This window comes from Streptomyces sp. NPDC102279 (assembly GCF_044766365.1).
Lineage (GTDB): Bacteria > Actinomycetota > Actinomycetes > Streptomycetales > Streptomycetaceae > Streptomyces.
The window spans coordinates 13421-33364 of record NZ_JBIWLU010000002.1 but is presented as its reverse complement, the minus strand read 5'-3'; the positions used below and the strand labels follow the sequence as shown (position 1 = coordinate 33364).

Annotated in this window: 21 protein-coding genes and 1 pseudogene; 10 read left to right on the top strand and 12 right to left on the bottom strand. The window is 68.4% G+C overall.

Annotated features, from left to right (window positions below; translation table 11 throughout):
* Positions 1-197: 197 nt before the first annotated feature.
* Positions 198-461 carry a hypothetical protein gene (locus ACIRQH_RS03665; RefSeq protein WP_404224034.1) on the bottom strand — a complete coding sequence of 88 codons (264 nt, stop codon included), beginning with the start codon at positions 459-461 and terminating at the stop codon, positions 198-200.
* Between the two features lie 711 nt (positions 462-1172).
* Here ACIRQH_RS03665 and ACIRQH_RS03660 point away from each other — a divergent pair.
* Positions 1173-2609 carry a cytochrome ubiquinol oxidase subunit I gene (locus tag ACIRQH_RS03660; protein ID WP_404224032.1) on the top strand — a complete coding sequence of 479 codons (1437 nt, stop codon included), beginning with the start codon at positions 1173-1175 and terminating at the stop codon, positions 2607-2609.
* Complete coding sequence (locus ACIRQH_RS03655) at positions 2609-3604, top strand: cytochrome d ubiquinol oxidase subunit II (RefSeq protein ID WP_388882269.1); 996 nt, start codon at positions 2609-2611, stop codon at positions 3602-3604. Before ACIRQH_RS03660 ends, ACIRQH_RS03655 begins: the two co-directional genes overlap by 1 nt.
* A gap of 103 nt (positions 3605-3707) precedes the next feature.
* Here the strand turns inward: ACIRQH_RS03655 and ACIRQH_RS03650 are convergent, their stop codons facing one another.
* Positions 3708-3974: a hypothetical protein gene (locus ACIRQH_RS03650; protein ID WP_388935131.1), complete on the bottom strand. Its 267-nt coding sequence runs from the start codon at positions 3972-3974 to the stop codon at positions 3708-3710.
* Between the two features lie 53 nt (positions 3975-4027).
* Positions 4028-4453: a PPOX class F420-dependent oxidoreductase gene (locus ACIRQH_RS03645; RefSeq protein ID WP_358820594.1), complete on the bottom strand. Its 426-nt coding sequence runs from the start codon at positions 4451-4453 to the stop codon at positions 4028-4030.
* Positions 4454-4557: 104 nt separating this feature from the next.
* Here ACIRQH_RS03645 and ACIRQH_RS03640 point away from each other — a divergent pair, with 104 nt between their 5' ends.
* The 3 genes from ACIRQH_RS03640 to ACIRQH_RS03630 are packed head-to-tail and all read left to right on the top strand — an operon-like array spanning position 4558 to position 8253.
* Positions 4558-5055, top strand: coding sequence for a (2Fe-2S)-binding protein (locus ACIRQH_RS03640; RefSeq protein ID WP_388881771.1), 498 nt, complete (start codon positions 4558-4560; stop codon positions 5053-5055).
* Position 5056: 1 nt separating this feature from the next.
* Positions 5057-6046, top strand: a complete 990-nt coding sequence (locus tag ACIRQH_RS03635) for an FAD binding domain-containing protein (RefSeq protein ID WP_404224029.1) — start codon at positions 5057-5059, stop codon at positions 6044-6046.
* A complete protein-coding gene (locus tag ACIRQH_RS03630) occupies positions 6043-8253 on the top strand; it encodes a xanthine dehydrogenase family protein molybdopterin-binding subunit (RefSeq protein WP_404224027.1) in 2211 nt (736 codons plus the stop codon). Before ACIRQH_RS03635 ends, ACIRQH_RS03630 begins: the two co-directional genes overlap by 4 nt.
* A gap of 48 nt (positions 8254-8301) precedes the next feature.
* Here the strand turns inward: ACIRQH_RS03630 and ACIRQH_RS03625 are convergent, their stop codons facing one another.
* Positions 8302-9240, bottom strand: coding sequence for an SDR family NAD(P)-dependent oxidoreductase (locus tag ACIRQH_RS03625; protein ID WP_404224025.1), 939 nt, complete (start codon positions 9238-9240; stop codon positions 8302-8304).
* Between the two features lie 167 nt (positions 9241-9407).
* On the opposite strand from ACIRQH_RS03625, the gene ACIRQH_RS03620 reads away from it, so the two are divergent.
* A complete protein-coding gene (locus ACIRQH_RS03620) occupies positions 9408-10310 on the top strand; it encodes a LysR family transcriptional regulator (RefSeq protein ID WP_404224023.1) in 903 nt (300 codons plus the stop codon).
* An 83-nt stretch (positions 10311-10393) separates the two neighbouring features.
* A pseudogene (locus ACIRQH_RS03615) lies at positions 10394-10495 on the top strand (MerR family transcriptional regulator); the annotation flags it as partial.
* Positions 10496-10526: 31 nt separating this feature from the next.
* Here the strand turns inward: ACIRQH_RS03615 and ACIRQH_RS03610 are convergent.
* The 3 genes from ACIRQH_RS03610 to ACIRQH_RS03600 form a co-directional block, all read right to left on the bottom strand.
* Positions 10527-10721, bottom strand: a complete 195-nt coding sequence (locus ACIRQH_RS03610) for a hypothetical protein (protein WP_388935168.1) — start codon at positions 10719-10721, stop codon at positions 10527-10529.
* A gap of 418 nt (positions 10722-11139) precedes the next feature.
* Positions 11140-11532, bottom strand: a complete 393-nt coding sequence (locus ACIRQH_RS03605) for a hypothetical protein (RefSeq protein ID WP_404224021.1) — start codon at positions 11530-11532, stop codon at positions 11140-11142.
* Positions 11533-11715: 183 nt separating this feature from the next.
* Positions 11716-11844, bottom strand: a complete 129-nt coding sequence (locus ACIRQH_RS03600; RefSeq protein WP_263973004.1) for an LPFR motif small protein — start codon at positions 11842-11844, stop codon at positions 11716-11718.
* A gap of 441 nt (positions 11845-12285) precedes the next feature.
* On the opposite strand from ACIRQH_RS03600, the gene ACIRQH_RS03595 reads away from it, so the two are divergent.
* The 3 genes from ACIRQH_RS03595 (at position 12286) to ACIRQH_RS03585 (ending at position 13810) form a co-directional block, all read left to right on the top strand.
* Positions 12286-12570, top strand: a complete 285-nt coding sequence (locus ACIRQH_RS03595; protein ID WP_388881753.1) for a hypothetical protein — start codon at positions 12286-12288, stop codon at positions 12568-12570.
* On the top strand, positions 12567-12965 hold the full coding sequence (locus ACIRQH_RS03590) for a hypothetical protein (protein WP_388881750.1): 399 nt from the start codon (positions 12567-12569) through the stop codon (positions 12963-12965). Before ACIRQH_RS03595 ends, ACIRQH_RS03590 begins: the two co-directional genes overlap by 4 nt.
* A gap of 281 nt (positions 12966-13246) precedes the next feature.
* Entirely contained in the window at positions 13247-13810 is a 564-nt protein-coding gene (locus tag ACIRQH_RS03585; RefSeq protein ID WP_388881747.1) for a GrpB family protein, read from the top strand.
* A gap of 498 nt (positions 13811-14308) precedes the next feature.
* Here ACIRQH_RS03585 and ACIRQH_RS03580 read toward each other — a convergent pair whose 3' ends face one another.
* The 5 genes from ACIRQH_RS03580 to ACIRQH_RS03560 all read right to left on the bottom strand — a co-directional run bounded on the left by ACIRQH_RS03580 (position 14309) and on the right by ACIRQH_RS03560 (position 19509).
* Complete coding sequence (locus ACIRQH_RS03580) at positions 14309-15025, bottom strand: SecDF P1 head subdomain-containing protein (RefSeq protein WP_388881744.1); 717 nt, start codon at positions 15023-15025, stop codon at positions 14309-14311.
* Complete coding sequence (locus tag ACIRQH_RS03575; protein ID WP_388881741.1) at positions 15022-15570, bottom strand: SigE family RNA polymerase sigma factor; 549 nt, start codon at positions 15568-15570, stop codon at positions 15022-15024. The genes ACIRQH_RS03580 and ACIRQH_RS03575 overlap by 4 nt, the downstream gene beginning before the upstream one ends.
* A 116-nt stretch (positions 15571-15686) precedes the next feature.
* On the bottom strand, positions 15687-15893 hold the full coding sequence (locus tag ACIRQH_RS03570) for a hypothetical protein (protein ID WP_404224017.1): 207 nt from the start codon (positions 15891-15893) through the stop codon (positions 15687-15689).
* Between the two features lie 476 nt (positions 15894-16369).
* Positions 16370-17461 (bottom strand): NAD(P)/FAD-dependent oxidoreductase, encoded by a 1092-nt coding sequence (locus ACIRQH_RS03565; protein WP_404224015.1) that lies wholly within the window; start codon positions 17459-17461, stop codon positions 16370-16372.
* 725 nt (positions 17462-18186) lie between these two features.
* A complete protein-coding gene (locus ACIRQH_RS03560; RefSeq protein WP_404224013.1) occupies positions 18187-19509 on the bottom strand; it encodes a phosphatase PAP2 family protein in 1323 nt (440 codons plus the stop codon).
* Positions 19510-19944: the final 435 nt, after the last annotated feature.

Below are 19944 nucleotides of genomic sequence, written 5' to 3'. Positions count from 1 at the left end.
ACACCGTTCCACCTGAACGGTGAACGGTTGCCGGAGGTATGCCGGCAGGGCCCGGGGAGCGTCCAGATCATCCGAGTTGATTCCGGGATTCCGTGGTGGGCGAGGATGGCTGCAGGTTGGGTGTGAGCGCGTCGGCCGCTGGCGATGTTGGCCCCGCCGACTTGGTGGAGGGCGACGGGCAAGGTCGCGTAGCGCGCTCATGACGGCGGGGTGCGGTGGCGGCGGACCTGGCCGGCGTCCTCGGCGAAGGTGAGGTCCTTGGTCTGGGGGACGGTGTTTTCGATGATCCAGTGGCCACGGGACCAGGGCGCGATCTCGGCCGCTCCTGCCTGGTGCGCGGACAGGTCGGTGACGGCGTAGACGGTCTCGGTCTGCCATCTCCCGCTTCCGAAACGGCGCCGCTGCGGTGCAGCTGCACGGCCTGTCGTGCGTGGGGGATCAGCAGCTCGTCGACGCTGCAAGCCTTCACCTCGCGGACGTCCTCCCGGCCGTGCCCGCGCTCGCGGGAGCAGTGAAGGACGGGCATGTCCTGCCAGGGCAGCGCCCTCAACTGGCCTGCCAGAGCGAACTTTCGTAAGAGTGCGAGTACGCGATGGTGCGGGGTGAAGCGGCCACTCATAGGCCGTCCCAGCAGATCGCCAAACTAGTGCAGCATTGTGGCACGAACAGCATCAGGACCCCGGCGGCTCGACATCGGCAACCGGTTGGAGGCGCAGGGTTCAATCACAGGTGCCACGTTGACGCTCGCTGGTCACAGCGGGTCCCACGACTCGGCAACGTCGGCGCCCCCCTCGCAGAGATGGCCCGATCCGTGCGGCCCCCCTGGCTGAGGCGCTGTGGTGGGTGGCAACTGCGGCCCTCCCGGTCGCGCTTCACGCCCCCCGCGAAGAATCGGTGATAGGTGTTGGAGCGCTGCGTGCTTTCGCTATCCGCCGTGCGGAAAAGGATCAACCATGACTTTCATCGGATCGCCCGTACCCTCAACCCTAGGCGTATGACGCCGTCGCTCCGGCGCGAGCCGGCGAGGCATCGGTCCGCTGCCTCGCTCTCCAGTCCCGTGCTATCCCCTATGCGTGCGCTCCATGGAAAGCACTGAGCCTGGCTGAGGGTGCCGTTTTCCGATGGCGGCGACCATCTTGCTCGGACTCCTGCCGACAACGAGGACCCCTCTCATGACGACACCTGGCACGTTGCTCAACCTTGGATCTCTCTCGCTCACAGATCCTGAGCAACTGCTCCCGGCGCGGGAACAGATGGCGTTCACACTGGGTTTTCATATCATCCTCGTGCCTTTTGGTGTTGCCCTCACGACGTTCATGCTCATCGTCCACTACCGCGGGCTACGGAAGGGTGACGCCGACGCCCTGCTGCTGGCGCGGAGATGGTCCAAAGTCGCTGCCGTCCTGTTCGCCGTGGGAGCCATCACGGGCACCGTCCTCTCCTTCGAACTGGGCATCCTGTGGCCGGGCTTGATGAAGAACTATGGGGCCGCATTCGGTTTCCCCTTCGCTATCGAGGGCTTGTTCTTCTTCCTTGAGGCCATCTTCGTCGCCATCTACATCTATGGTTGGGACAGGATGCCGCCCTGGGCGCACTTTTGGTCCGGAATTCCGGTCCCGCTTGCCTCCCTCGGTGGAACAGCAGCCGTCATCGCCGCCAACAGCTGGATGAACCAGCCCGGCGGTTTCACCGTCACAAATGGCCAAGTGACCTCAGTGCAGCCGGGCAAAGTGTTTTTCAACGACGCTTTCTGGCTGGAGTTCCTCCACATGTTCCTAGCCGCTTACATCGTTGCCGGTTTCGTCGTCGCTGGGGTCTACGCGATGGGCATGCTGCGCGGCCGTCGCACTCGCTATCACCGATTGGGGTTTCTGACCGGCTTCGTAGTCGCAGCCTTCGCGCTGCCGGTACAGATGGTCGTCGGCGACACGATCGCCCGGTACGTATTCGACAAGGAGCCCGCCAAGTTCGCGACGATCGAGATGCTGCCCCGCACCGACAGCCACGTCGCGGAAACTCTGGGCGGCGTGCTGATCGACGGCAGAGTCAGGTACGGCATCAAGATCCCAGACTTGGCGTCTGTGCTCGCAGACTTCCGACCCTCAACCACCATCAAGGGGCTGGACGCTGTCCCTGTCGAGGTACGACCTACCGTCGCTCAGACCAACATTGTCCACTGGGCCTTCGACATCATGGTTGGAACCTCGTCCTTCATGCTCGCTGTGGTGGTCTGGTTCGGCTGGTTGTGGTGGCGACACCGCGACAAGCTCGCCGTCAGCCGCTGGTTCTTGCTCGCGGCGTCGCTCTGCGCACTCCTGTCAATCGCCTGCCTGGAAAGCGGGTGGGTCGTCACCGAAGTCGGCCGCCAACCATGGATCGTGGTGGGCCACCTGCTCACCCGCGATGCCGTGGCGACGCATGGCAACCTGTGGCCCTTCTTCAGCAGTGTCCTGGCGCTCTATCTCGCGGTCGGCACTGCGGCCGTGTGGGTTCTGTGGTCCATGAAACGTCGCTGGGAGCAACAGGGCGATGACATGGTCTCCGTCCCCTATGGCCCGGAAGACGGGGACGACCGCCACTCCGCGAGCATCGAGGGAACGGTGTCCTGATGGCCGACCTGGTCGCATCCTTTCTCTTCATCGGCGTCGTCGCCTACGCCGTACTCGCCGGTGCCGACTTCGGCGCAGGATTTTGGGACCTCCTCGCGGGAGGAGCTCAGCGAGGTCGCGCACCACGTGCCCTGATCGACTCATCCCTCGCGCCTGTGTGGGAAGCGAACCACACCTGGCTCATCTACTGTCTGGTCATCCTCTGGAGCGGCTTCCCAGCAGCATTCGCCGCGATTACCACCACCCTCTACATTCCCCTGGGAATCGCAGCGCTAGGGATCGTGCTGCGCGGAGCCGGCTTCGCTTTCCGCAAAGCCTCGATTCGCACGCCCGAACAGCGTCTGTACGGGGCAGCCTTCGCCCTCTCCTCCGTGCTCACGCCCTACTGCTTCGGCTCCATCGCAGGCGCCCTCGCCGCAGGGCGCGTGCCGGCACAGGGCAACGGAGACGCCGTCACGAGCTGGCTCAACCCAACCAGCATTCTCGGCGGCGCCCTGGCCGTACTGGCATGCGCCTATCTCGCGAGCGTCTACCTTGCGGTAGCTGCCGAGCGGCGACAAGACCGCTCGGTGTTCCGCTACTTCCGCGACCGCGGAATCGTGGCCGGCATCCTCACCGGCGCCGTCAGCATCGTCGGCATCTTCGTCCTCAGAGCCGACGCTTCAAGGCTCTTCCACAACCTCAGCCATCGGGCGCTACCGCTGGCCCTCCTAGCGGCGCTCGGCGGGATGCTCGGCCTATTTCTCCTGCGCACCGAGAAGACTCGCTTTCTGCGTGTGACGGCCGCGGCTGCTGTCGCCCTGATCGTTTTGGGGTGGGGGGTGGCCCAGTACCCGTACCTCTTGGGGACCCACGTGTCTGTCCAGGGCGCGGCCGCCCCCGACGCCACACTCGCCGTACTCGTCGGCGTCGCCTGCGTGGCAGGCCTGTTGATCCTCCCCTCCTTGGTCCTCCTCTTCCGGCTGGCCGGCCGCCGTGACGCCGCTCCAGAATGACAACGTCAGACCTCCTGACTCGCACGGAGGCGGAGGACGACCGGCGAGTGGTGAACTCTCCTGCCAAAGGAGGCGGGCTCGGTCTAACGGAAGTCGCTCAGCCTCACCGGGGAGTGCCGCCGGCATCCACCCGACCGTCCGCGCGCTGCTGATTCCGGTTGGGGCTGTTCGCTGTCGCGCCTGCGGTCAGGTGGGCTTCACCCGTTGTGGCGGGCCGGGGCAGGACTCCGCCCCGGCCCGCCGATGTCGTCGGCTCGCCAGCGCTGTGGTGGGCGACGCGCAGTCCGCCGACGGTGACGGACCAGTTGGTGCGCACCGGGACGGGGACGCGGCTGGCGAAGAAGCCGACCGTGTTGAGGGAAGGACTCAACTCTGCGGCTCACGGCCGGGCAGCCCGTCACCACCATGTCCGGTCGATCGCGGTCAGGCGATGGCCGAGTAGGCCGTGACGTGGTCGATCCGGAGCCGGACCAGGAACATGCCGGGCACGCTGTTGCGTCGGCCGAACTCCTCGGCCAGGTCCTGGCCCATGTACCGCGCGGCGATATTGGTCGCCCAGGTGAGCAACTGGCCGGGGTCCTCCGAGATCTCCGCGCGGCCCCGCAGGACGGCGTAGGAGAAGGGCGGGCGCTCGTCGTCGACGCACAGCGCGGCCCGGTTGTCGCGCAGGAGGTTCTGGCTCTTCACCGTCCTGTCCTCGGTGGTGAAGACGAGATCGCTCCCGTCCAGCAGGAACCACACCGGCACGACGTGTGGACCACCGTCCTCCCGGATGGTCGACAGTTTGCCGGTGCGGGTGCCCTCGCTGATGAAGGCCTGCCACTCGTCCTCGGTCATCTGGGTAGCCATGCGGCTCACCATAGAATGAGAAAAAGCCCGAAGCTGCATGAAAGGTGCGTTCTGCACGCCATACGGACGGCTTCGACCTAAAGTAACCTCAGAAATGAGGGGTTATGCCACGAATTGCCGAAACTGCGCCCTCGGGCGTACCGCAGATCGACGCCGACCTCCGCGTCAACGGAGCCACGTACCGCCTGCGGCTGGACACGCGCGTCACCCTGCTGGACGCCCTGAGAGACCATCTCGGTCTCACCGGCGCGAAGAAGGGCTGCGACCAGGGAGCGTGCGGGGCCTGCACGGTCCTGATGGACGGCAAGCGGGTGGTGTCCTGCCTCGTGCTCGCGGCGCAGTGCGAGGAACGCGAGGTCACGACCGTCGAAGCCCTCTCCCGGGGCGGGCAGCCGCACCCGGTGCAAGACGCCTTCACCCGGCACGACGCCTTCCAGTGCGGCTACTGCACCCCGGGACAGATCATGTCGGCGGTGGCACTCATCGCCGAAGGACGAGCCGGCTCCGACGAGGACATCACGGAGTTCATGAGCGGCAACATCTGCCGCTGCGGCGCCTACCCGAACATCCGCGCGGCCGTCCGCGACGCGGCGGGTGGCTGACATGCACCCCTTCGCGTACGAACGGGCGACCGACATGGACCAGGCCGTCGCCGTCGTGGCGGCCGACCCGGCCGCCTCGTTCCTTGCCGGCGGCACCACCCAGCTCGACCTGATGAAGGACGGCGTGCTCAGGCCCGACCGGCTCGTCGACGTCAGCCGGCTGCCGCTGCGCGGCATCACCGCCGGTGAGAGCACCCTGCGGGTGGGGGCGCTCACGTCGATGGAGGAGCTGGCGGCCGATCCCGTCGTCAGCCGTCGGTTGCCCCTCGTCCGCGAGGCACTCCTCCAGGGCGCCTCGGTGCAATTGCGCAACCTGGCGACCATCGGGGGCAACCTTCTTCAGCGCGCCCGGTGCCGCTACTTCAGGGACCCCGCGGTCGGCGCATGCAACAAACGCGCCCCCGGGTCCGGCTGCGCCGCCATCACCGGCATCCAGCGTATGCACGCCGTGCTCGGCACCAGCGAGCACTGCATCGCGCTGCACGCCTCGGACCTGGCCGTTCCGTTGACCGCGCTCGACGCGATCGTCCATGTGCAGGGGGCGAACGGACCGCGGTCCATCCCGCTGACGCGGTTCTACCTGCCACCGGGAGACACCCCGCAACTGGAGAACGTCCTCGACCACGGGGACTTGATCACCGCAGTCGACATCCCCCTGCTCCCGCAGACCGCACGGTCCCACTACCTCAAGGTCCGCGACCGGGCCTCGTACGAGTTCGCCCTGACCTCGGCCGGCGTGGCCCTGGTGATCGACGACGGCACGATCGAGCAGGCCCGCGTCGCGCTGGGCGGCGTGGGCACCGTCCCGTGGCGGGCTCGGGATGCTGAGGAGATCCTGCGCGGGGCCCCGGCGGACAGCGCCACCTTCCACGCCGCTGCGGACGCCGCCGTCGCCGGTGCCAGGCCGCTGCCCGGCACCGCATTCAAGGTGGACCTCGCCCGACGCACCCTGGTGCGGGCCCTCGAAACCGTCGCAGGAGCACGCTCATGACCACTCTTGACGCAGGCGGGCCTGTCGGCGCCGGCATCGACCGTGTGGACGCCCGGCCGAAGGTGACGGGGAGCGCTCACTACCCCAACGACTACGCGTATCCGGGCATGGTGCATGCCGCGCTGGTGCGGAGCACGGTCGCGGCCGGCCGGATCCGTGGCATCGACGCCGCCCGCGCGCGGCAGGCGCCGGGAGTCCTGGCGGTCATCACCCATCTCGAAGCACCGCGGCTCCAGCGCGGACCCATGACGCTGCTGGGCCCGTCGCCGCCGGCCCCGCTGCAGGACGACCGCATCCTGCACCACGGCCAGCACGTCGCCGTCGTGGTGGCCGAGACCGCCGAACAGGCCCGGCACGCGGCCACGCTCGTCGACGTGGCGTACGACGCGGCCCGAGCCCGCCTGAGCATCACGGACCCGGACGCGGAGATCGTGACCGATCCGTGGGACCTCGACCAGCAGCGCGGCGACGTGGAGGCAGGCTTCGCCGCCGCGGACGTCGTGGTCGAGGAGACCTACACCACCCCCGACAACACCAACAACCCCCTCGGCCTGATGGCCACTGTCGCGGTGTGGAACGGCGACTCGCTCACCGTCCACGACTCAACCCAGTGGACCCACAACGTCCGGACGACGCTCGCGACCGCCTTCGGCGTCCCGGAGAGCGGCGTGCGGTGCCTCGCGCCCTACGTCGGCGGCGCCTTCGGAGCGGGCCTTCGCGTGTGGCCGCACGTGATCCTCACCGCGATCGCCGCACGCGAGGTGCAACGGCCGGTCAAACTCGTGCTCACCAGGCCCGAGATGTTCACCTCGGTGGGTCACCGCCCGGAGAGCCTGCAACACATCAGGATCGGTGTCACCAGCTCCGGTGAGCTGCTGGCGATCCGGCATACGAGCACCTCGTCGGTCGCCATGGAGGACGACGACTTCGAGCCGGTCTCCCTCGGCTCCGCCGCCTCCTACGCCTGTCCCAACGTACTCACCCGCGACCGCCAGATCCGGCTGAACATTCCCTGCCCGGGATCGATGCGCGCGCCGGCCGAGGGCCAGGGCAACTTCGCCCTGGAGTCGGCCGTCGACGAACTCGCCCACATCCTCGGCATGGATCCGATCGAACTGAGGTTGCGCAACTACGCGGAGACCGATCCGCGCAGCGGCCTGCCCTGGTCGAGCAAGGCTCTCCGCGAGTGCTTCACCGAGGGTGCCCGGCGCTTCGGCTGGTCGCGCCGCACCCCGGAGCCGGGGTCGATGCGCGATGGCCAGTGGCTGATCGGTTACGGCGTGGCCGGTTCCTCCTACCCTCACTACCAGGTCCCCTGCCAGGCACGCGCGTCGATCCGCCGGGACGGATCCGCCTACGTGCGCAGCGCGGCCACCGACATCGGGACGGGCACGTACACGGTCATGACCCAACTCGCGGCCAATCTGCTCGGGTTGGACACGGCCGAGGTGCGATTCGGCCTGGGCGACTCGGACATGCCTTACGCGCCACAGGCCGGCGGCTCGGGGCTGACCGGCGCGCTCGGCAACGCCGTGCACGTCGCCTGCGAACGCCTGGTGCGGCACTTCCTCCGGATCGTGCATGACGATCCGGAGTCGCCACTGCGCGGCAGCACCCTCGCGGACGTCGCCGTCAGGGGTGGACGTATCCACCGGGCCGAGGCTCCCGGGCAGGGCGAGTCCTACGTCGACATCCTCGCGCGGCACGGCCTTGAGGAACTGAGCGCAGACGGGCGAAGCACCCCGCCTGCGGCCGACGGGCTCGGGATGGCCGCGGCCGGCGCCTTCGGAGCGAAATTCGTCGAGGTTCGGATCGACCCCGACCTGCGGCTGCTGCGGGTGGCCCGCGTGGTGCAGGTGATCGACGGCGGCCGCATCCTCAACGAGAAGACTGCCATCAGCCAGATCATCGGCGGCACCGTGGGCGGCATCGGCCAGGCCATGTTCGAGGAGACGGTGACCGATCCGGGGACCGGCCGCATCGCCAACGCCACCTTCGGCGACTACCTGGTCCCCGTCAACGCCGACATCCCCGACATCGAGGTGGCGTTCGTCGGGGCACCCGATCCGGCAACGCCGGTGGGTACCAAAGGAGTCGGAGAGGTCGGGCTGGTCGGCACCGCCGCGGCCATCGGTAACGCGATCCACCACGCGACAGGGCGCCGGCTGCGATCCCTGCCCTTCACGATCGAGCAACTGCTGGACTGAGCGCCGCGTCCGGAGCCCGGGATGTCCCGGGCCCGGCGCGCTCAGGCCTCACTCATGCGCGCGCCCGTCGCGCTCGGCGATCACATCGGACACCCGCCACAGCCGCTCCGCCGTCTCGGGGTCCAAGGCGTGGTCGGCGACACCCGATTCCTGGCCCGGCTCGTGGCGCAGGGCCTCGTTGCCGTCCTCGAAGTACCTGCCGCCCTTGCCTTCCAGGCCGGGCCAGGTGGCCAGGAGCGTGGGAGTGGCAGCGCCCTGCTCGGCCGTGCGGAAGTCGTAGTCCGGCATCCCGGCCATGTCCTCGGGGCTGAGGTGCCGGCCGAGGTTGCTCATGACCGCTCCGGGGTGGCAGGTGTTGGCGGTGATGCCGTCCGCGGCCCAGCGCCGCTGGGCCTCCACGGCGAAGAGCGCGGTGGCGGTCTTGGACTGCCCGTAGGCCAGGGCCGCGTTCCAGGGACGCTTGCGGAAGTTCAGGTCGTCGAAGTCGACGGGGGCGGCGAGGTGGGCCACCGAACTGAGGGTGACCAGCCGGGCGCCGTCGGCTGCCGCGAGGGCCGGGTGCAGTCCGGTCGCGAGCACGTGGTGGCCCAGGTGATTGACGGCGAACTGCGTCTCCAGGCCCTGCGCCGTGTACCTCTCGGGCGGGAAGGCCACGCCGGCGTTGCCGACCAGGATGTGCAGAGGGCCGCTCCAGGCGTCGACCAGGCCCCGCACCGACCGCGGGTCGGACAGGTCCAGGTGGACGACGCGCAGCGCGGCGTGCGGGGTGCCGGCAGCGATCTCCCCGGCGACCTGCTTGCCGGCGCCGGTGTCGCGCACGGCCAGCGTCACCTCGGCTCCCGCCCCGGCCAGCGCCCGGACGATCTCGGTGCCGATGCCCGAGGACGCGCCGGTGACGAGCGCCCGCCGCCCGGAAAGGTCCAGGTCAGCGACGACGTCGGCAGCCGTGCTGCCGGCGTCGAACGGTGTGGTGATGCGTTCTGCCATGGTCTCTCTCCCTGTCAGCCGGGGTCCGGCGGGCGGGGACCGAGGGGATCGCCCTTGCCTGCCTTCGCCGCCCGCCGCCCCGCCCCGGCGCTTGTGAGGCCAAGAGTTGCTCCGGGACCCCAGCGGCGTCCAACACGAGCTGCTTGTGACGGCTGTAGCCTTTTCCTGTGACCCCTGACCTTCGGCAGCTGAGGTACTTCGTCGCCGTCGCCGAGGAGTCCAGCTTCACGCGCGCCGCCGAGCGGCTCGTGATCAGCCAGCAGTCGCTGTCCCAGCAGATTGCGCTGCTGGAGCGCATGCTCCGAGTGAGCCTCTTCGACCGCGACACCAGGGGCACCCGGCTGACCGCCGTCGGCGCGCTGTTCCTGCCCGAGGCCCGGGCCGTCCTCGCACGGGCCGAGGAAGCCGTCCGGGTCGTGACACGGGCCGCGCGCGGCGAGATCGGCGGGCTGCGCCTCGCTTTCCTGTCCACCACGATGAACCACCTGCTTCCCCCGGTCGTCCGCGCCCTGCGGCAACGGTTGCCGGAGATCGATGTGACGACGGCGGAGACACCCATCGCGACCCTGGTCGACGGCCTGCGCAAGGGACACTTCGACGCGGCCTTCACCCGGCCGCCGCTGGTGGCGGGGCTGGAGAGCAGGACCCTCGCCAGCGAGCCCGTGTGCGCCGTCCTGCCCGAAGGCCATCCGCTCGCCGACCGCACCGAGCTGACCCTGGGCGAACTGTCCGCCGAGCGCTGGGTGCTGACCCCCCGCAGCTCGTGGGAGCCCTGGCACGAGGCCTTCGACGACTCGTTCCGTGCCGCCGGATTCGCTCCCGACGTGGTCCAGCGCGAGGCGAGCGTGCAGGGCCTGCTCGCCCTCGTGGCAGCCGGCGTCGGGGTGACCCGGCTGGCCCGGTCCGCGAGCAGCCTGCGCCGCTCCGGCGTGGTGTTCGTGCCGCTGGCGGGCGAGTCCACCCCCACCGAGATGGTCTGGCTGGCGGGCAACACCGCACCGGCCCTGCACCTCCTCGTGGATGTGGTGACCGAACTGGCCGCCTCCACCGACCTCACCGCGTCCGGCTGACCTCACGCCGCGGCCGCGCCAGGGGAGCCGTGCTGCTCGAGCTCGACTACCTCCTCACCAGCCAACGAAAATCTGTGGTGACCGAGGTTGCCTGCCGCATCGTCATCCTCGAAGACCAGGTCGCGGAAGCGCAGCGCATCAACGACAAGTACCGCCGCGTCGCCGGGACAGTGGATGCGACGGCCCCGTCTGAGAGGGCCTTCACCGGTTGCGCGGTCAGTGGCCGCCGCCCTGTGAGGAGGCCTGCTTGGTGGTCTGCCTTCCATCGGTGCCCAGCACGTACCACCTGGCGGCGTAGGCGTCGATGCGCTGCAACTGCCGGACCGGATGGGGCCGCAGGAACCTGCTGACGGCTTCGGGGGAGTCCTCGACGACCAGACGCCGCCCGGACGGCGTGAGCGCGCACGCCATCGCCGCGAGCATCCGCGTTGGCGCCGCACCAGTCGCACTGCGCGCACCGAAGTCGGCGAAGACTCTGAGCTGGATGAGTTCGGTCAGTCCACGGGGCGTCCCGCGGAAATAGCCGGCAGGACAGCGCCGACCACGGCGACAACGTGGCAGGCATCCTGGGCGAAGGGGCCACAGTGAAGGTCCTGCACCGGGGCGTGGAACGGGATGGCCCACTGCCGCCGCACCCGTCGTACCGTTTCCAGCCGTCTATGGAGGCGTTCCGGTACACGCTCGGCGGATGCCAGTGGTCAGTGAACCGTGGCCGCAGGCGATCTATGACCGAGGATGCTGACCCCTCAGAGGTAGTGCGGACTCAGGCATGGGGATCGGACGGCCAGCGTTGCATGGGGCGCATATCGTGCGGGGATTTGCATGAGGTTCACGAGCCACGGGTGAGGCCCCGGGCAAGGGCTTCTGAACCAAAACGGTGGGTCTTCGTTGCAGCCGCCCGCCCAGCGCTCGGTGATCCGCCCGGCACGCAGTACGCGACTGCGACGTCGTCCGCGTTTTCCAGGCTGCTGATGTCGGGTCCCCACGCGGTTAGCGCCTCGAGGACAAGATCCCGCTTGTAGCGGTCGGTGCCGGCGATCAGCAGGCGTCGGGCATGGTCGGCCAGTTCACCGTGTTCGGAGTTGAGGACCGGGTGCTCTGGCAGGGAGAGGGCGGCGACGGGGGCTGCATCGCGTACGTCCGCGTTGTTGTGCCTGAGAAGTTGGTGAATCGCGGAGTGGATGATAGACGCAGATCCCGAGACGCGCGCATGTCCGGGCATTCATCGAGGAACGCGCTGCCTGCACTACTTTCGCCGATGCCGACGCACTCGTCGTTTGCGTCGTAGGCGGTGCGTCTTGGCGGCCGTCCGCCAATGGCTATTTCCAGGGAAACCTGGCAGGTGCGAGCCCGGCTGGACGGGGTCCAGCCGGGCTCGGTACTTCGCGTGTGGGCGTGCGCGGGGTCAGTGGTGTCCGTGGGCGGAGCTCGAGGCGCCGCCGAAGAGTCGGGCCACTGCGCGGAACGGCAGGGTGACGACGGTGGCGATGGCCCCGCCGATGGAGCGGAGAACGTCTGCGATGGCCTTCAACATGGTGGTCCTCCGTTCTTGTCCGGCTTCATGCGCCGGATCCGGTGCCGCAATAGTGCGGTTCGTTGGTCGGGTGCCCGGTGATCAGCGGAGGAAACCGGCGCTGCCCGATGTCCTGCAGAGGCGGCACCCTGGAAATGATCAGAGTGAGGGTGCCGGCGGAGGGGTGAGGACCCGGTGCCGTCACGGTCCCGGGTCCTCACCGTTCGCGCATCGACGGATGCGCGGTGCCCGTGTACGTGGCCAGGGGCGCGGCAGACACGCATTTCGGGCCGGGGCAGGCGCAACGATGCTGCGCAGGGCCCGCCTGCACTCCATGGTGCGACCGGCCTCCAGCGTCACGCGTCGCATCAGTACATCCAGGTGAGACCCCCGGCCTCCGGCCGCCACGTCCAGCAGTCCTGCGGCCATCTAGAGGCCTTACGGGTGGTCTATAGTGCAGCTATGGCAACGACGACGATTCAGGTATCCCGCGAGGTGAGAGACCACCTGGCCACGCTGGCCAAGGAGCGGGGGTTGAGCCTGGGACAACTGATCGAGGTGTTGGCGGCCGACCAGCCGACCGCTGCTCAGCGCGCCGAGCGGTTGGCTGCCGACCGAGATGTCGCGCGGCGTCTGATCGGTGTCGAGGTGAGCGATGAGGAGTTCGAGGGCGCTCCGGACGTCCTTGGCAACATCCAAATGATTGCCGCCGAGAAGGCGCGGACGGCCAGGGGCACGACTGCGTGATCATTCTCGATACCAGTGCTGTCCATGCCCTGGCCACAGGGCATAAAGCGTTGAATCTCCTCGCCGGCAACATGGCACACAGCCCTACTGACCAGCTCCGTATCCCCGCGTTGTGTCTCATGCAGGCTGAGGCTGACGAGGCCCACACGCATCGCCGTGTACTGGCGTTTTCTTCCGTCGTCGTTGACCCGCTCGACACCATGGCGGCAGCCACCGTCGGCACCATGATTCGTGACGGCTACGGGGTGCCCGAGACCTGCCATGCCCTGTACTGCGCCCTGCCGCGGGCGGAGTTCACCGGCATGTCGATTCTCCTCACTGAGTTCGAGGACCGCTACCCGCCCGGTGTGGTCACCGTCCATATCAACTCGCCCGGCATGCTCGGCTTCCCCTAGAGCTTTTTGCTGCACAACTCCCGCTGAAGACGAAAGCTGCTCCGGTTGGCTAAGACCAATAGCGGAACCCCCTGCGCAGAGTTGAGACGCACCTCCTGCACGGTCGGCCCGGGACGACTTCGCGCCCGGTGCGGGCGCCCTTCCTCGGAGGTCCTTCGTGCCCTGGTCCCTGCTGATGACAGTGGCTGAGCATGCGTGACGACGGCAAGTTCGATGAAGTCGCCGGCCGTGGTCCCGTCCGATCGAGATGACGAGCTGGCGCATAACGGGAAGGGTGTCTGATGGCGAACAGCAGCAAGCCGCGCCGGGCGGACGTCACGGCGGTCGACCTCATCGGTGGTCCAGAGGCGCTGGAGCTGGATCTTCACAGCTATGACCCTCGGTGGGCTCAGGACTACCTGGAGCACCGGCGACGGATCCTTGATGCGTTGGCGGCAGTGGACGTCGATGTCGAGCACATCGGATCCACTTCAGTTCCCGGCCTTGCCGCTAAACCGATCATTGACATCGTCGTCGCGGTGCCCGACATCACCGCAGAAGAGGACTACCTCGACGTGCTGATCGCCGCCGGTTACGAGCTGCGGGTTCGCGAGCCAGGACATCGGCTCGTGCGCACACCGGCTCGCGACGTACACGTGCACGTGTATCAACGAGGTGATGCAGCGGTGCACGAGTATCTGCTCCTCCGTGACCACTTGCGCACCGACGCAGACGATCGCGTCCTGTACGAGAGCGTCAAACGGGCCCTGCTCAGTCAGCGGTGGGACGACATGAACGACTACTCCGACGCCAAGAACGACGTCATCCTCGCGATCAAAATCCGAGCGAGGGCAGCTCGCCAATGAAGCCGCGTAACGTCACGGTTCCCCGATCGGTAGAGTTGCTCGACCGGCGACGCCCGAGCCACCAGGGCGGAACAGCCCTTCGCGTGGGCCTTGGCCTCGCCGGGATAGAGATCGCCGATCCGCCGCATCGTTCCGCCGCACGCGCGCAATCGTCGCGCTAGTTCCGGGACTCCACCGTTTGAGTATCGACCGGTGAGCGGTGGCCGGTGTACGTGGCCGGGGGCGGGAGCCACGATGTTCGGGCGGGGCGGCTGGAAGGCTGCGGGCGGTCCCTTTGTGCTCCAGGGTGTGTCAAGGCTCGAACGGGGTCGCAGAACGTCCGTCGCATGCCAAGAGCTCGGTACCGGTGGCGTCTAAAGGCGGCGGGAAGCTCGCCCGGCGCCACTACTCGGCGCGGATGGAGTAGCTCTCCCAGAAGTCGAGTTTGCCCTGCGACATGGGGGAGTCCGGGGACGTATGAGTTGCACGGCTATCAGTGCAGGTCACAGCGTATGCGGGTCATCTGTCGCTATCCAGCCGGAGGGCGAGGTCGTGGGCGGTGGCGCTGGTGAGGTCACCGACGAAGGCTCCGACGATTTCGAGACGGCCGCCGGTGATCGAGGAGGTCACGGCGGGGTTGCCCCAGAGCTTGCCGTCGATGACGATGGCGAATTCGTTCTGCGGGGACGGGGCCGAGGCGATGGATCCGGTGAGGGCGGCGAAACGGGTACGGTCGGCAGAGCTGAGGGCCACCAAGACATGCCAGGTGCCGTCCCTGCTGTCTTTGTCAGCCTTCGCGGACGTGACATGGACGTCGGTCATGCCCCTGGCCCGGTCGGCGTGTACGCAGGACGCCGGGTGGGTCGCGCTCGCGTGCACGGTGTAGCCGCCGCTGCCATGGGCGCAGGCGTGCTCCGTGGACGAGGTGACCGGCAGGATGGACACCAGGGCCCCCTCCTCGGTGTTCCCAGTGCCCCCTGCGGCGGGCTGAACTACGTGCGCGTGCTGCGTCGCGCCGTCCGCGACGGCCACCCAGGCGGTGGCGACCACGGCGGCGGCGGCGATGCCGAACCCGGCGCGGGCCAGCCGCTGCCGCCGCCGGGCGACCTGCAATGCGCCGTCGGCCAGGCCGACCAGATAGGGACCGGCGGCATTACCGCCGCTCTCCCGGACATGGGCGTGCAAGGCATCGTGCAGCAACGTCTCGTGCAGCGAGTGTTCGGTCGAGTCGTTCATGCGATGACGCCCCTTCCGGAGGCAGTGGAGGGGGAGGCCGATGGTCCTGCCTCGGTCAAGGTGGTGCGGAGGGAGGCGAGGGCCTTGTGGGTCTGGCTGCGGACCGTCCCCTGGGCGACGCCCAGAATCGCGGCGATCTCGGTGTCCGGCCGGTCCTCGAAGTAGCGCAGCACGATCACCGCGCGCTGACGCTTGGGCAGCCGCCGCAGCGCGGCCATGATGTCCTGCCGCTGGACCACGGTGTCGGCCCAGTCGGCGACCTGCGCGGACGGCTGGTCCGGCAGGGTGTCGGTGACCGTCTCCCGTCCCCAGCTGAGCAGTCGGAAGCGGTCCACCTGGGCGTGGTAGATCGCCCGGCGCACGTAGATCTCCGGCTGCTGCCGGTCGCGCAGTTGCGACCAACGCCGAGCGGTGGAGGCAAGCGCGGTCTGGAGCAGGTCGCGGCCCTGCTCCCAGTCCCCGGTCAGCAGGTAGGCCGTGTGCAGCAGCGATCTCGACCGCGCCGCCACGAACTCGCGGAACTGGCGTTCCTCCTCGGCGTTCAATGTGCCCTCCCTCGTTCCCCCGTAAAGACGGGTACGGAAGGGGGTTCGACTGCCCTGCCGGTCAAACTTTCTCGACCACGACGCTGCCAGGCTCCTCGCGCGGAGCGTCATGGCGGTCATGCGGCCCCGTCCTGTCGCTCGACCAGGACACCGTTTTCGAACCTGATGTCTGTCCGGACCAGCTGTACCAGGTGGTCTCCGGCGATCGCCCTCCAGCGGCCTTGGGCGGACTCGGCGCGCTCGGCCGCCAACTCAGCCATTTTCTCGTTGACTTCGGCCTCCAGCGCGGCGGCGAGCATCCGGCGGGCGCCTTCGCGCACCATCTCGTCATCAGGGAGTCGGACTCAAGCGAGTCTGTACAAGCACTCGATCTGAAGCTGACGCGGGTCGTCGACTTCGGGCTTCCTGTGGCAGAACTCGACACTGGCCTTATCGCGCTCGTGACGCTCCGAGGAGAAGTCGTTCAGGCACAGCTGCCGCCCGGAGCTGCTGTGTGGTCAGAGCGAACGACCGACGGGACACCGTCCCAGTTTCCGTCTCGTTCAGCCTCGTTCATGGCCGTTCGGAGGTGACCGGGCGCCAGCTCTCTCCCAGAGCGCGGACCGTGAGGGCCCGCGGCCGCTGTCACGACCACGAAAGGCCTCCCCAGGTCAGTGAGACCCTCAATCGTGGTCGGCGCGCGATGTGGTCGTCGTGCCGGGTTTCTGGTGAGGCGGCGGGTCATCAGCGTGATGGATGTCCAGGTCCTCCAGCCCCGACGACTCATCGCCTTGCGCATTGACACTCGGGACTCAGGCTGTCACGAGCAGAAGCGCTCCGGGCGGAAGTCCGCAAGCATCGCACTCCTCTTCCCGCTGAGGATCTCTGCAGCAAGCAGCTGGCCGATAGCCGGCCCGAGCGTGATACCGCTGTGCGAGACGGCTTCGTAATAGCCCGGCACAGACGGCAGCGCCCCCACCGAGGGGAACCCGTCTGCGGGGATGGGCCGGTTGGACATCCGTGTCTGGGCGATACGGGCGGCGTCGAGCTCGGGTACGACGTGCCGCGCTGACTCGTGCAGCAGTTGCGCGAGTTCCGCCAGGTCTTGGCCTGTGCCGATGAGTGCGTCGATTTCACGGCTGTGGAGAACCACCGATGTGTCTCCGTCAGGCCGGATCTCGATGTGAGGCGCGTGCATGGCCCGGTGGATCGGGACCTGAGCACAGTCGAGCCGGGTGACGACGCCGGGTTCCCGGCGCATCGGCAAGTGCCGTTCGATGAGCCCGGCGACGTGGGAGGCATTGGGGCCTGCTGCGTTCACCACGATGTCGACGTCGAGCCGGCTCCCGTCGGACAGAGCCACTGTCCGAGTACGCCCGTTGGTGCTGGTGGCGATGTCACAGACCGCGGTGCCGGACCTGAGTTCGGCGCCGGATGCAACGGCCTTGCCCACCAGACGGCCCACGAGATGACGTCCGTGCACCCAGGCTTCGTCGGGGTAGAACAGGACTGGATGCTCATCGGGCATCGTGAGAGCGGGTTCGAGGCGGCGGCGGACCTCGGCCCCCGTGCACACCTCGACCCGGTAGTCCCAGTCGGCCAGCAGTTCCGCTGTGCGCAGGATTCCCGCCTCCGCTGCGGGATTGTCTGCCCAGCGCAGGTGGCCGCTGGGATACCACCACGAGTCCGGTCCGATGGCCTCGGCAAGTTCACGGTAGGCCGTCATGCCCGCGACGTTCAGGTCGAAGTACGACCGTCGCACGGTCTTGTTGCTGGCGTTGACCCACGAGAACGACCAGTTCGTGACGCCTTGGCCCGGCAGGCCCGCATCAACGAAGACCACCTTGGCCCCGCGCCGGGACAGGTTCCAGCCCACACTGGCGCCGATGATGCCAACTCCGACGACAGCCACACGGCTAGGCCCTCGCACGGATCCGTACTTCACGAACGCCCCCTTCCCAGAGCGCGGCCAACTCTCGATTCAGCTCAGCACCCGAACGCGGACACCAGTACCCGAATCCGGAACTTTGGCCGGACCTGAGTGCACAGTCGGCTGACCAGCTCTGTATCGCTCGGCGCTGCACTCAGTCCTGACGGCGGCCTCCGACGTTCCGACGTCACCGGTGACCACCAGCCCGACCTGCCGATCGTCTCGGGAGCAAGAACGGCATCGACGACAGAGTCCTCACCTCGAAAAGCGGCGCAGGCAGGTGCTGTCGCGACGAGCCCCGTGTACTTCGGGTCGGGCAGCCTCGGTGCCGACGTCGGTTCGCCAATCGGGGACAAGCTGGCCTCATAACCTCCGCGCAGGCGACGAAGGGCCGAGGCGGTCGTGACCGATGTACGCCCACGTGTCGGCCGGTTCTTCCGGGGGAGCGTCCCTTCGCGATGTCAGTGGCCGTTGCCATGATCTTCAGCAACATCGACGACGCGGGGAACGGAAGATGGTGGAGCAGTAGTTGACGGCAACGTCGAGCCGCGTTCGTGGACGCCGCACCAGACCGTGCTGCACTTGTACGCGAACTCGACGAGCTCGGCTACGACCCGGACCCGTCCGGCGCGAGGGCGATGCACACGGCCAGGAATGGCCACCACCACGGTCCGGGCAACCGTTTCGGTCCGTCGGCCGACGTGCCGTCAGATCAGTTCGGGTTGCGGGGCGGACGACTTCGGGGCGGGCGCCGGCCCCGGCTCCCAGGAGGTGGTGGTCAGCACGTAGGCGTGGATCACCGAGCCCAGGGCGAGGAGGAGCAGGGGGCCGGCAAGCCAGGGGTGGGCGGCCATCTGCACCGGCAACCAGCGGTAGGACAGCAGGAGGGCGGCGAAGACCGTCGAGCCGTGGGCGACGAGCTGGATCCCGGACCGGTCCCAGCTGCGGTCGTGGGCGCGCAGGGCCCCTTCGATGGTGAGCGTGAACACCACACCGGCGATGAGGTCGACGCCGTAGTGGTAGCCGAAGCCGAGGGTCGCGGCGAGGGTGGCGACCAGCCAGAACGTGCCGGCCCAACGCAGTGCGCGCGGCCCCTTGCGGGAGTGGATGAAGATCGCGGTGGCCCATGCGGTGTGCAGGCTCGGCATGCAGTTGCGGGGGGTGATCTCGTCGAACGGCATGAGGTGCGGGGAGCTGAGCGGGGACGGCGTGTCCGGCCACAGGTCGGCCACGGCCCAAGGTGTGCTGGCCGGCATGTGCGGCGCCCAGAGGCTGATCCCCTCCCAGTGTGCCGCGCCGGTGCCGTAGGCGAAGACGGGGCCGACCACGGGGAAGATCAGGTAGAACGCCGGGCCGATGAGGCCGATGGTGAGGAAGGTGCGCACCAGGTGGTGGCGGGGGAAGCGGCGTTCGGTGGCCACGTGGCGCAGTTGGTACAGCGCGACGACGACCGCGGCCACCGGGAGCTGTCCGTAGACGAAGTCCAGGACGTTGAAGCCGATCGAGCCGGAGGCGGTGACGAGCCGGCCGGCGAGCCAGGAGGGGTTGCCCAGAGCGTGGTCGGCGGTCGCCACGTACTGGTCGAGGACCATGGGGCGGGTCATGGCGGTCAGGTACAGCCAGGCGTCACCCGTCTTGCGGCCGGCCATCAGGATCAGGGCCAGCCCCACGCCCTTGAGCAGCAGGAGGCGTTCGGGGCCGGTGCGGCGGGTGAGGGCGAGGACCGCGCAGCCCAGGATGACCCACAGTGCGCCGTTGCCGAAGGGATGGCCCTCGCCCAATCCGATGCCCGCCGCCCAGTGGACCAGCCCGAAGACGACGTCGATACCTATCGCGGCGCCGAGGGCGAGGAAGCGCTGGCGCCAGGTGAGGACGACCATCATCAGCGCCAAGCTGGCGTAGAGCAGTCCGCCGGACTTGGGTGGCCAGAGCACCTCGCGCGCCTGGGTGGTGATCGGTCCCGGCATGCCGTAGTGGCGTACGGCGAGTTCGAGGGCTATGAGGAACCCGAGGACCGCGACGGCCGTCACGGCCCACAGTCCCGCTGGCGACTGGCGCCGTATGTGTATCAATGCCCGACCGCTTCACTAGATGGTTTTTGTGCTGCCCGTCCCACTCGCCCAGGCAAGACGGAAAGCACCCCGCGCGGGTTCCGGACCGGGAGGGACTTCGCGTTCCGCTCCGCGCGGGGCCGGTGCCGGCCCCGCGCCGGCCCGGCGTGCGGGACCGCTAACAGAGGGCCGAGGGTGGTGCGTGCCCGCGTGTTCCGACAGCCGCGCCCACTGGATGGATCTCCTCGAGTCCCGAGCCAGGTCCCCGCCTGGATCCGATGAGCGAAACACAGTGGATCTGTGCAGGTCAAGAAGTGTGCGGCGATGGCCGTCCGGTCCCCGAGGCTAGGGCGTACGGAGTAGGCCGGGCGTCGCAGGAGGGACTGCTGCGGCCGCGGCTCGAGAAACGCTCTT